This is a genomic window from Nocardia sp. NPDC003345 (genome assembly GCF_053589395.1).
Window position 1 is genome coordinate 1 of record NZ_JBSFRU010000197.1, and the last position, 11,892, is coordinate 11,892.

The window sequence follows — 11,892 nt, forward strand, 5'->3', positions numbered from 1 at the left end:
CGTAGATTCTGCGCTATGACGAGGGAAGAGGGCGCGGTGCCGGGAAATCACCAGCCGCTGCTGGTGCTGGGCAAGATCACCGAGATCCTCGACGCCTTCACTCTCGCGCGTCCCTCGCTGACACTCGGGGAGATCCAGCAGGCCACCGGGTTCCCGGCTTCCACGGTGCAGCGACTGGTCACCAATATGGTCGCGCAGGGTCTGCTGGACCGCGCCGGTGACCGGATCCGGATCGGTTTGCGGATGAGCTACTGGGCGGCGACGGCGGTGAAGGGCCTGGATCTGCTCGCCATCGTCGACCCGGTGCTGCGGGAGATCCGCGACGAGACCGGCGAGACGGCCTGTGTTTTCCGCGCCGATCACGGTTTCCGGGTATGTGTGGCCATCGCCGAGACCCGGCACGCGCTGCGCCGGGACATGTACATCGGCAAGATCATTCCCCTCTACGCCGGATCGGCGGGCCGGATCCTGCTGGCCTGGAATCCGGAACTGGCCGATCAGGTGCTGTCGGCCCCGATGGAGCCGCTCACCGAGGGAACGGTCACCAGCCCACTGGAACTGCGTGGGCTCATCGACCGGGCCCGCGCCGACGGCTACGCGATCAGCGCCGGTGAGCGCGAGGATTCGGCATCCGGGTTGTCCGCGCCGATCTTCGATGCCTCCGGTGCGGTAGTCGCCGCGCTGACCATCAGCGGGCCCACCATCCGGATGCCGCGGCAACGCTGCGAAGAGTGGGTGGACCTGCTCGTGGGTTATGCCGAACAGGTCACCCGAACTCTGGGGGGCCGCATCCCGGTGTGATCCGGGTTCGGCTTCAGCGTGCCAGCGCCTCCGGGTTGACCGGGTAGGGCGGGAGTTCACCACGCGCCATCGCGATCGCGTTCTCCGCGCAGCGACGGGCCATTTCGGCGCGTACCGGTACGGTCGCGCTGCCGACATGGGGCAGCAGTACCGTGTTCGGCAGGTCGGCCAGGCCCGGCGCCAGCCGCGGTTCGTCCTCGTAGACGTCGAGCCCGGCCCCGGCGATGGCGCCGTCGCGCAGGGCCGCGACCAGCGCGGTCTCGTCCACGATCGGGCCGCGCGCGGTATTGATCAGGATCGCCGACGGTTTCATCGCGCGGAGCACGGAGGCGTCCACGAGGTGGCGGGTGTCTTCGTTCAGCGGAACGTGTATCGACAGGTAATCGCTTTCCGCCACCAATTCCGGCCAGGTGAGATGGCCTACCCGGCCGGCGAATTCGCCCAGCTCCGCCTCGTCCACCGGCCGGTCGCCGGGCGGGCGCGGGCAGAAGGCGACCGTCATCCCGAACGCGAGGGCCCGGCGGGCGGTGGCACGGGCGATCCGGCCGAACCCGGCCAGCCCGAGGGTGCGCCCGCTGACGTCGTGGCCCAGTAGCAGTTCCGGCTCCCAGCCCTGGAACCGGCCCGCCCTGACATGGGCGTCCGCCTCCACGCACCGGCGCGCGACCGCCAGCATCAGCAGTACCGCGATATCCGCGGTGGCGTCGGTGAGAACGCCGGGCGTGTTGCCGACCACGACGGCATTCGCGGTCGCGGCCGCGATATCGATGTTGTTGTAGCCGACGGCGAAATTGCTGATGCCGGCGATCTTCGCGGATGCCAGCAGCGGTGCGTCGAAGTTGTCGCGCAACTGGGCCACCACCACCCGGTAATCCCCGGAGGCGCAGGCGGACGCGAGTTCGGCCGCCGACATCCCTTCCGCGAGGGTGACGGTGCCGGCCGCTTCGAGCAGCCGCATCCCGGGATCGGGCAAAGCCGTGGTGACGAGGAAATCCGTGGCGCTCACGCGGTTTCGCCGATCACCCAGTCGAAGGCCTCGGCCTTGGAACGCGCGCCCTGGGCGGTTTTGGAACGATTGGGTTCGCCCAGTTCGGCCAGCAGGGTCTCACCGGTGCGGACCAGGGCGGCCAGCGTATCCGGGGTGAGCCAGCCGGGGCGGGTGGCGAACAGCAGATCCTCGGTGGCGGTGTTACCGCTGGCGCCGGGGGCGAACGGGCAGCCGCCGAGACCACCGAGGGAACCGTCGACCATGGTCGCGCCCGCGTCGATGGCCGCCAGGGTGTTGGCCACGCCCAGACCCCAGGTGTCGTGACCGTGGTAGAGGATGCGGCGCGGCGGCGTATTGTCGCGGACCGCCCGGATCAATCCGCTCACCTGGGCGGGCACGGCCTGGCCGAGGGTATCGCAGATGACGATATCGTCCGCGCCGTCGGTACGCGGGTCGGCGGCGATGCCCAGGACCCGCGCCGGATCCACGATGCCCTCGAACGGGCAGGTGAGTGAGGTGGCGATACAGAGCTGGATGGAACCGCCGCAGTCGCGGGTCAGCGCGACGGCCGCCGGCATGGCGGCGACGCTGTCCTCGGTGGTGCGCCCGATATTCGCCTTGTTGTGGGAATCCGTCGCGGACAGGCAGTACTGGAAGTTGCGGGCGCCCGCCGCGGCCGCCTTCTCGATATGCCGGGGTGTGGCCACCCACACCCAGCACCGGGCGAGTTCCTCGGGGGTGAGGGCGGCGATCACGTCGAGGGTGTCGGCCAGCGGGGGGACCAGGTCCGGTCGTGCCATCGAACCGATCTCCAGGGCCGGGACCCCGAGCGCTATCAGCTCGCGGGCGATCTCGACCTTGCGTTCGGTGGCCAGCGGTTTCCCGGTGAGCTGCAGCCCGTCGCGCAGGGTGACATCGCGCAGCTGCGCCTCCGGTGTATAGGTGAAGGTCATACCGCAACCCCTGTCTCGGAAGTACCGGTGACGGTATCGATCTCGTCATCGGTCAGGCGTAGTACCGAACCGAGTACCTCGCGTGTGTGTTCGCCCAGGTCGGGTCCGATTGTACGGATGGGCAGGGAGGCGCCCCCGATCACCGGGACGATGCCGGGGAAGCCGACCGTCCGCGGCCGCGGTGCCCCGGTATCGACCTCGAACGGCTGGATCATCTTGCGGGCCGCGTACTGTTCGTCGGCGCAGATATCGGCGGCGGTGTAGATCGGGCCGGAGGGGACGCCGGCCGCGTCCAGGATCTCCAGTGCCTCGGCGCGCGAGCGGCCGGAGGTCCATTCGCCGATCGCGGTATCGAGCTCCTCCCGGCGGTGCCAGCGACCTGCGTTATCGCGCAGTCCGGGGTCGGCGCCCAGGTCGGGGCGCCCGATGGTTTCCATGAAGCGCTGGAAGATACCGTCGCCGTTACCCGCGACGATGATGCTGGTGCCGTCGGCGCAGGGGTAGGCGTTACTCGGGGCGATACCTTCCATCCGGCCGCCGACCCGCTCCCGCCGCACCCCGTAGGCCTGATAGTCGGGGACCAGCGATTCCATCACCGACAGGATCGATTCGTTGAGCGCGACATCGATGATGCGTTCGGTCAGCGGCAGCGAGGTGTCGCTGCGCGCGCGCTGGAACAGCGCCATCACCGTCCCGAAGGCGGCGTAGATACCGGCGATCGAATCACCGATCGAGACCCCGGTGCGTACCGGCGCGCGGTCCGGGTCGCCGACCAGCTCACGCAACCCGCCGACCGCCTCGGCCACGGCGGCGAAACCGGGCCGGGCCGATTGCGGGCCGGTCTGCCCGTAGGCCGAGATCCGGGTGATCACCAGGTCCGGGTTGGCCTGCTGCAACTCGGCGGGGCCCAGTCCCCACTTCTCCAGGGTGCCGGGGCGAAAATTCTCCAGCAGCACATCGCATTCCCGGGCCAGGTCGAGTACCAGGGCCCGGCCGCGCTCGGTCTTGAGGTCGAGCACGATCGATTTCTTGTTGCGGTTGATGGTGCGGTACAGCATCGAGGTCTCGCCGTCGTAGAGCCGCCACCGGCGCAGCTCGTCCCCGGTGCCGGGCCGCTCGACCTTGATCACCTCGGCGCCGAAATCGGCGAGCATCCGGCCGGCCGTCGGCGCGGCGATGTAGTTGCCCAGTTCCAGGACACGGACACCGGCCAGCGGCCGGATTGCCTGATCGCTCATGTCTTCCTCAGGGTTGGTGTTCACGGGCCGGCGCCGATGCCGGTGGTCTGGCCGGTGCCGCGTCTACAGCACGAGGCTCAGCGGCATGATCAGCACGATCGCCACCACCGAGGCGACCGAGACGCCGACCGAGCAGGTTTTCAGGGTGCCCCGGGTGGTCTGCCCCATCAGCGATTGCAGCAGCCAGAAGGTATTGCTGGTGACGTGTACGGCGAACAGGGAGCCGGCACCGGCGGACAGTGCGATGAGCACCGGGTCGATACCGAGCGCGGGCGCCACGGGCGCGAGGATGCCGGCCGCGGTGATTGCCGAGATGGTCACCGACCCCACCGCGATATGCAGGGCCGCCGCGATCACCCACACCATCAGCAGCGGCGCCGCCGTACTGGCGGTGAAGTATTCGCCGAGGATATCGCCGAGGCCGATAGCGGAAACGGTCGCCGCGAGCGAACCGCCGACACCGGTCAGGATGAGGATCTGGCCGCTCTCCTTGAAACCCGTTCCGATGGAGCGCTGGATCCGGTCGATACCGACGGTGCGCCGGCCCACCACGCTGGTGCCGACGAGACCGATCAGCAGGGCGATCACGGGGGTGGAGAGGAATTCGATCACCGGGTTGCGGATTTCGGCGACATCCAGGATCGCGCCGACGGCGATCAGGACGAGTGCGGTGAACAGCGGCGCCAAGAGCAGCGCGAGCGGCGTCCGGGTGCGGGCGGGCGCGGTGGTCTGCGTGGTCACAGCACCCGCGGTCGCGAGGGCGGCACCGCCGTTGCCGTCCTCGCTGGCCGGCAGTGCCCCGGTATCCGGTTCCGGGTCGCTCTGTTCGTCGCGTTCCTCGTTCCACCAGCCGCGGTCGAACAGGAAGCACATGATGCTCACCGCGATCGCGACGGTGGGGATCACCAGCAGGACGCCGAAGAGCAACATCTTGCCCAGCGGCACTCCGAGCAGGCCGGCCAGCGCGAGGGCGCCGACGCCGGGCACGGTCAGGACGATGCCGCATTCGCCACCGATGGCCAGTGCGGTGGCCATTCGCGCGGTGCCCTTGCGGTCGAGTTTCGCGGCCACATTGCGGGCCAGCGGCGCCGAGATCACCAGCAGTACATCGAGGTAGATCGATTGCAGTGCGGTGGCCAGGGTCAGGGACAGGGCGTGTGGCATACGGTTCACGCCGAACACCCGGATCAGCGATTGCACGAGCCGTTCGATGGCACCCGTTTCCTGCAACATCGCGCCCATGAGCACGCCGAAGGCGATCAGCAGGCCGACCTCGGCCATGATGTCGCCGAATCCTGTCGCGATGGTGTCGACGGTTTTCTCGACGCCGAGCCCGGCGGTGAGTCCCAGGTAGGCCGAACCGATCACCAGCGATACCGCCGGATTGATTTTGAACCGGATGATCAGCACCACCACGGCGAGGATCGCCGCGGCCGTGTTGATCATCGTTGCAAGGTCTGACATGCGCTTATCCCATCGAGTCGCACCCGTGCCGAGTGCTCGTCTCGCCGCTACCGGCGATCGTGTGCCGTGACCCGCGCCACAGCTGGCTCACATTATGAGCAGTGACTCACAATATAGGCAACCTCGGTGTTCTGGTTCGCCGGGTACGCACGGGCGCCTGGGACGGCGGAGCGGGCGCCCGATACGAATCGCCGACACCGGGGCGCGCGCCGTTGCCCGCGAGATCCTCGCTGGCTACCGTTCAACTGCCGCGCCGCCGGGAACCGGCCGGTGCGGCGTGGAACGGCCGTCGCCGCCGGGCAGACCTGCGCCCCGCTATCGATCGACTCGTGCGCACCGAGAACGAAGGACACGATATGCCGGTACGTGAACAACCCTGGCCCGCCGGTACGCCGTGCTGGGTCGACTGCCAGGTCGACGACACCGCCCGGGCGCGGGAGTTCTACGGTTCCCTGTTCGGCTGGGAGGTCGACGAGAGCGCCCCGGAGGCCGGCGGCTATCTGATGGCGCGGCGCAGCGGCCACCCCGCCGCCGGTATCGGACCCAAACCGCCCGGCCCCGCGATGCCGTCGGTGTGGACCACCTATATCGCCAGCGACGACGCCGATGCGACCGCCGCGGCCATTCGGGAGGCCGGTGGCACCGTCCTCGTGGAACCGTTCGATGTGATGGATATCGGCCGGATGCTCGTGGCGACCGATCCGACGGCGGCTGTTTTCGGCGTCTGGCAGGCCCGACGGCATTTCGGCGCCGCCATCTACAACGAGCACGGCGCCTACTGCTGGAACGAACTGCACACCGACGGCTACGCCCGGGCCCAGGAGTTCTACGGCCGGGTCTTCGGCTGGGTGTTCACCGAGGTCGGGGACGGGGAGAACGTCACCTACGCGACCTTCGCGCCGGGCCCGGGCGCCGATCCCATCGGCGGGATCAACGATTCCACCCTGTCACCGGGGTCCGCGCCGCCGTACTGGCTGGCCTGGTTCCAGGTCGACGATACCGACGCCTTACTCGCCGCGGCCGCCGATCTGGGTGCCTCGGTGGCGATGGGGCCGCAGGACAGCCCGTTCGGGCGGATGGGTGTGCTGACGGCGCCACAGGGCGAGGCGTTCGGGGTCATCGATATCTCGCAGACCGAGCAGTCCCCGTCCTGAAAGCCCGCCGGACGAGGAAAAGCCGCACATCCCCGTAGGAACGGGATGTGCGGCTTCGGGGACCGGTTCAGCTCCCGGGACGTTCGATACGATCGACCCGTTCGTTGACCAGATCGTCGTCGTCGGCCGGCGGTTCCGGGTCGTGCCATTCCTCGGCCCGGCTCGACCGGTTACCCCGCAGGGTGCCCTGGAGTTCGTGGGCGAGTTCGTCGTCGCGAATCGCGCCGTGCTTGCTGTTGCCTCGTTCCATCTTCTCCTCCTGCCAGGTCGTGGGTTCTCAGGCGTGACGCAGCAGCGCGCCCACGCCTTCCGGCGGCGCGGCCATCTCGTCGACGGGCGTGATCGAACCGCCGCGGACCAGGGTGGCCACCGGCAGCGCCTCGTCGGCGCGGCACCGGTGCGCGGATTTCGTACCCGCCGCCCCGAGGACCGAGGGATCCCGGAGCGGTTCGGGGTCCACGGCCACGGTGCGGTCGCCGAGCGCCGCGGAGTTGATGAGCAGTTGCTCGGTATTCGCGGCGAGAAGTGCCGAGACCGTCGGCGCCAGCCCGCCTACCGCCAGTCCTTCGTCGCGGGCGCGCGCCTTGTCGTAGCGGGCCATCACCTCCTCGTACCGGTGCCCGGCCTCGGCGGCGACGATATCGCGGACCTCCGCGTCGAGTTCGCCGTTCGCGTCCACCTCCACCACCTGGGCCGTGGTGGCACCCAGATTCCGGCGCACCGCCGACCGGGCGGTGACATCGCCGGCCAGCACGATCACCTGAGCCCGGATATCGCGCGCCAGCCTCGTGAGCTCGGTGGCGATCTCCTGGGCGTTGCGCCGGACGGTTTCCTCCACCCGCCGCTGCATCGACCGGTGCGACCAGCCGCCACCGTGGCGCACCTTGTGGACCGGATGGCCCTCGCCTTCGACCGTTTCCCCGACCACCGCGCCGCGCGCGTCCACGCCGTACATCTCGGATCCGATCTTGTCCACCACCGCCACCGCGTGCGGCACCTCCTGGGCCTCGGACTCGATGAGCGGCAGCAGATACGGCAGCGGCGAGAACCGGACGGTCTCGCGCGGCGGCGGTTGCGGCAGCCGCCGATCGAGCAGCACGCCGCCGGAGTCGGCGATGAGTGCGCGGCCGGAGTGCCCGGGTTCGGGCGGACTGCCGGTGACCGCGGCGGCCAGCCCCTCGATCATCGAATCCGGTGCGCCCTGCTCGGTGAGTTCGGCGGCGAGGGCGCGCCACCGCAGGGCACGCTGCCGTTCGGCGTCCTCGGTGTCGTGTTCGGCGTCGATATACAGCGAGGCGAACGGACCGGGTCGTCGCGCCAGTTCTCGGATACTGATGCCATTCACGCCGGGCGCGTACCCGCACGCCGAAGATCGAATCCGGCCCGCGGAAAATCTCAGGCCGCGCGCGCGGTGAGCGCCCGCAGCGGCTTGTCCAGTTCGTCGCGGTAGAAGTCCAGGAAACCGTCCGGGTCGGGGCCGGTGTTCATCGTCACCAGATGGTCGAAGCCGGCGTCCACGAACGGCTGGGCGACCTCCAGGCACCGCTGGGGGTCCGGTCCGCAGGCGAAGTTGCGCAGGATGTCCTCCTCGCGGACGGTCGCCGACGCGGCCGCGAAATTCACCGGATTCGGGAGCTCGCTCATCACCTTCCACCCGGTCAGTGCCCAGCGGGTGGTCTCGCGGGCGGCGCGGGCCCCGCTCTCCGCGTCCGGCGCCCACGCGATCGGCACCTCCGCGTAGCGGGGGCCGCTGCCACCGGCCTCCCGGTAGCCGGTGACCAGTCCGGATTCAGGCTCGGTGGCGAACAGCCCGTCACCCAGTTCGGCGGCGATCCGGGCCGCCTGCGCCCCGCCGGCGGCCACGGCGATCGGGGGCGGTTCGTCGGGCAGATCGAACAGCCGGGCATCCGACAACCGCAGATAGCGGCCGTCATAGGACCGATACCCGCCCTGGAACAGCAGCCGGATGATCTCCAGCGCCTCACGCAGCAACCGGTGGCGCCCCGCCACATCGACCGGGAATCCGTCGCCCACCACATGTTCGTTGAGCCGTTCGCCGGAACCGACGCCCAGGGTGAACCGGCCGTCGGACAGCAGTGACACGGTGGCGGCGGCCTGCGCGATGACAGCGGGGTGGTATCGCACGGTCGGGCAGGTCACGCCCGTGGCGAGTCCGATCCGGTCGGTCTCCGACGCGATCGCGCCCAGCACCGACCACGCGAACGGCGAATGGCCCTGCGTTTCCAGCCAGGGATGGTAGTGATCGCTGATCTCGACGAAATCGAATCCGGCCTCTTCGGCCCGTACGGCCTGCCGTACCAGTTCCCCGGGTCCGAAGGCTTCGGCGGCCAGTTTGTACCCGATCTGCATGTTCCCTCCGGGAGCTGTCGTCGGTATCTCGCCTGCTTACCGGCATGGTTGGGGTGCCGACACCGGTTGCGCCCGCGGTACCCGTGCGTCGCGGAGTGAAACCGGGCGGCGGGGCGGCGGGCCCGCACGCTGCCCGGTCTCGGTTACCGGGCGGGCCGGGCCAGCCAATCCCGGAGTGCCGCGGTGACCTGCCCGGGGCGTTGTTCCATGAGGAAGTGGCCGGCGTCCAGGGTCACCAGTTCGGCGCCGGGGATCCGCGTGGCGAGTTCCCGCGCGGTGGTGAACGGGATCGCGGGATCGCGGGTCCCCCAGATCACGGTGGTGGGACAGCCGATCTCGGGCAGCCGGGCCCCGAGTTCCGGCCGGACCCGGACCTCGTAGCCGGACCAGAAGTGCGCGTACCAGCGGCGTCCCTCGGGTGTGCGCAGGAACGCGAGGTAGCGGTCCAGCGCCGGCCGGTCGAAGGTTCCGTTGCGCAGATAACCGGCCAGCCCCCACCGGTGGACGCGATGGACGGCACCGGTGGTGATGAGCCGGCGGGTCGCGTCGTACCGGGCGCCGACCGTGAACGCGCCGAACAACAGCCGGAAGGGCGCGGTGAAGGTGCCGTGGGCCCGGGAGTTGAGTACCGCCAGCCGCCGGACCCGCTCCGGATGGCGCTGCACGAATCCCAGCCCCAGGAAACCGCCGTAATCGTGGCAGGCCAGATCCACCCGGTCCAGGCCCAGCGCGTCCAGCATCCGCGCGATCCGGTCGACCTCGCTGTCGTACTCGCAGGACAGGCCCGTATCGCGGGCGGAATCCCCCCAGCCGAACCAGTCCGGGGCGATCACCCGGCGGCTGCCCGACAGCGGCCCGATCTGGTGCCGCCAGGCGCGATGCGATTGCGGCCAGCCGTGCAGAAGCAGCAGCGGATCATCGCTGCCCGCCTGGACATAACACAACCGGGCACCGTCGACGACGATGTCGTGCCTGGTGTGGACGGCGGTCTGTTCACTGGTCACCTTGGCCTCCTGGCTGCCGGGGCCGGCGGCCGGTGAACCCGGCCGCCGGTGCGGTACACGCCGGTATCGTCGCGCGTATGACCGTGTCGGCACTTCCGGAAACGTGCGCCGCGCCCGAGGTGACGGCTCGGCTGTGGTTGCGGCACGGGCACGCCGTCTACCTCGGGCCGAGCCTCGGCCTGGACGCGCATTCGACCGCGATACCGTCGCTCGGTGTGGGTATCGACGCGCCCTTCCGGGTGCGGGTCGCCGACGCTCCGGATATCGACGCACGCAGTTTCCTTTTCCGGGCCCGGGTCACCCACCATGTCGTGCACAGCAGCGGCACCATGCTCTTCTGTTTCTTCGACCCCACCAGTACCCGGCTGGCCCGCTGCCTCGGCGGAATGACCGGATCGGTGGCCGGCTATCCCCGCGCGCACCGGCGCGAAGCCGACCTCGTGGCGCTGTGCCGGGATCCGCGACCCGATATCGAACGTCTGCTCGAGCTGGCCAGTATCCCGGTTCCCGATATCCGCGATCACCGGATAGCCGCGGTGGCGGCCGCGATCCGCGCCGATCCGGCGGGCCCGCATCGGGCCCCGGACGCCGCTCGCTCGGTGGGCCTGTCCGGCTCGTACTTCCTGCGCACCTTCGCCGCGCAGACCGGAACCAGCTTCCGGCGCTATGTGCAGTGGGCCCGGATGGTGCGAGTCGGGCGGTCGTTCGCCGCCGGCCACGACCTGACCCGGTCGGCGGTGGACGCCGGATTCGCGTCGCCGTCCCATTTCAGCGATACGTTCCGGGCCATGTTCGGTCTGACCCCCACCGCCTTCGGCCGGATCGGCGGCGAACTGCGGATCATCGAACACTGACCGCCGCTCGCGCCCGGCTGGGATATTCGCCCCGCGGGACCCCCATCTGCGGTCGGGCGGATTTCTTCGATGCGGGCAACTATCCGCTGATCACCGATACCGGTACGGGGATGCGCCGCACCGGCGCCGCCACCTGGGTGATGGCGGGTGAGCTGATGTTGCACGGGCAGCGCCGCCCGGTGGAACCGGACTCGGCCTACGGTGGCTCCGGTGCCGATCGTCATCGGATGGCGCTCGTCCGGCGGTAGCCGGCGCCTATCGCGGCCAGTTCCGCGGTGCTCAGCACCTCCTCGATCCGGGTGAAACCGTGTGGTGCGCGTTCGGCGACCAGCCGCAGCGTACGGTCCATCGGCATATCCCGGTTGGCCAGTACCACCGCGTTCGCAGGTTCCCGGCGGGCGGATTCGTAGGCGGCCAGCCCGCCGGCCGGGTCGTCGGCATCCCGCAGCGCCGCGGCCAGGGCGACGGCGTCGAGGATCGCCTGCGAACCGCCGTTGGAGCCGATCGGGTACATGGGGTGCGCGGCGTCGCCCAGCAGGGTGATGCGCCCGAAACTCCACCGCGGCAGCGGGTCCCGGTCTACCATCGGATACTCGAGCACCGTCTCGGTGGCGGCCAGCAGGGCGCCGATATCCACACCGGCGATCCGCCAGCCCGCGTAGTGCGGCGCGATATCGGCGAGCCGCCCGGTGCGGTCCCACTCCGCCATACCCTGCCTGCCGTGCGGTGTCCGCACCTCCGCGACCCAGTTGACCTCCACGGTTCCGTCGTCCGAGTCGGTGGTGAGCGGATAGGCGACCAGTTTGGCGGCGTGATTGCTGCCGGCCATCAGCATGGAGGATCCGGTGCGGAACGGCGCCGCGCGGGCGGTCCCGCGCCACATCCGGATACCGTTCCACAGCGGCGCGCCCTCGTCCGGATAGAGATACGCGCGGACCGCGGAATGCAGGCCGTCGGCGCCGACGAGAACATCGGCCTCCCACTGCGCGGTCGTCTCGTCGCGCAGGTTCCGGACGGCGGCACGGACCCGGCCGGATTCCTCGACGGCGGTGACGAAGCGATGACC

The 11,892-nt window shown here is 69.9% G+C and carries 12 protein-coding genes; 3 read left to right on the forward strand and 9 right to left on the reverse strand.

Going from position 1 to position 11,892, the window contains the following annotated elements:
- The first annotated feature begins 15 nt into the window (after window positions 1-15).
- Complete coding sequence (locus tag ACWDU1_RS20620) at window positions 16-801, forward strand: IclR family transcriptional regulator (protein ID WP_450000643.1); 786 nt, start codon at window positions 16-18, stop codon at window positions 799-801.
- Window positions 802-814: 13 nt separating this feature from the next.
- Here the strand turns inward: ACWDU1_RS20620 and ACWDU1_RS20625 are convergent, their stop codons facing one another.
- From ACWDU1_RS20625 to ACWDU1_RS20640, 4 genes are all read right to left on the reverse strand, one after another.
- Entirely contained in the window at window positions 815-1,807 is a 993-nt protein-coding gene (locus ACWDU1_RS20625) for a 2-hydroxyacid dehydrogenase (protein WP_450000645.1), read from the reverse strand.
- Window positions 1,804-2,742, reverse strand: coding sequence for a hydroxymethylglutaryl-CoA lyase (locus ACWDU1_RS20630; RefSeq protein WP_450000647.1), 939 nt, complete (start codon window positions 2,740-2,742; stop codon window positions 1,804-1,806). The genes ACWDU1_RS20625 and ACWDU1_RS20630 overlap by 4 nt, the downstream gene beginning before the upstream one ends.
- Window positions 2,739-3,980: a CaiB/BaiF CoA transferase family protein gene (locus ACWDU1_RS20635; protein ID WP_450000649.1), complete on the reverse strand. Its 1,242-nt coding sequence runs from the start codon at window positions 3,978-3,980 to the stop codon at window positions 2,739-2,741. Before ACWDU1_RS20635 ends, ACWDU1_RS20630 begins: the two co-directional genes overlap by 4 nt.
- Before the next feature lie 63 nt (window positions 3,981-4,043).
- Window positions 4,044-5,444 carry a GntP family permease gene (locus ACWDU1_RS20640; RefSeq protein ID WP_450000651.1) on the reverse strand — a complete coding sequence of 467 codons (1,401 nt, stop codon included), beginning with the start codon at window positions 5,442-5,444 and terminating at the stop codon, window positions 4,044-4,046.
- Between the two features lie 329 nt (window positions 5,445-5,773).
- Between ACWDU1_RS20640 and ACWDU1_RS20645 the strand changes: the two genes are divergently transcribed.
- Entirely contained in the window at window positions 5,774-6,598 is an 825-nt protein-coding gene (locus ACWDU1_RS20645; RefSeq protein WP_450000652.1) for a VOC family protein, read from the forward strand.
- Between the two features lie 67 nt (window positions 6,599-6,665).
- On the opposite strand, the gene ACWDU1_RS20650 is transcribed toward ACWDU1_RS20645, so the two are convergent.
- The 4 genes from ACWDU1_RS20650 to ACWDU1_RS20665 form a co-directional block, all read right to left on the reverse strand.
- Entirely contained in the window at window positions 6,666-6,848 is a 183-nt protein-coding gene (locus ACWDU1_RS20650; RefSeq protein ID WP_450000653.1) for a hypothetical protein, read from the reverse strand.
- Between the two features lie 27 nt (window positions 6,849-6,875).
- Window positions 6,876-7,943: an Rv2629 family ribosome hibernation factor gene (locus ACWDU1_RS20655; protein WP_450000655.1), complete on the reverse strand. Its 1,068-nt coding sequence runs from the start codon at window positions 7,941-7,943 to the stop codon at window positions 6,876-6,878.
- Between the two features lie 50 nt (window positions 7,944-7,993).
- On the reverse strand, window positions 7,994-8,968 hold the full coding sequence (locus ACWDU1_RS20660) for a TIGR03557 family F420-dependent LLM class oxidoreductase (RefSeq protein ID WP_450000657.1): 975 nt from the start codon (window positions 8,966-8,968) through the stop codon (window positions 7,994-7,996).
- Window positions 8,969-9,111: 143 nt separating this feature from the next.
- On the reverse strand, window positions 9,112-9,972 hold the full coding sequence (locus ACWDU1_RS20665; protein WP_450000659.1) for an alpha/beta fold hydrolase: 861 nt from the start codon (window positions 9,970-9,972) through the stop codon (window positions 9,112-9,114).
- 77 nt (window positions 9,973-10,049) lie between these two features.
- Between ACWDU1_RS20665 and ACWDU1_RS20670 the strand changes: the two genes are divergently transcribed.
- A complete protein-coding gene (locus ACWDU1_RS20670) occupies window positions 10,050-10,826 on the forward strand; it encodes a helix-turn-helix transcriptional regulator (protein ID WP_450000661.1) in 777 nt (258 codons plus the stop codon).
- A 220-nt stretch (window positions 10,827-11,046) separates the two neighbouring features.
- Here ACWDU1_RS20670 and ACWDU1_RS20675 read toward each other — a convergent pair.
- The coding region (locus ACWDU1_RS20675) for an FAD-dependent monooxygenase (protein ID WP_450000662.1) at window positions 11,047-11,892 on the reverse strand (846 nt) is incomplete at its 5' end.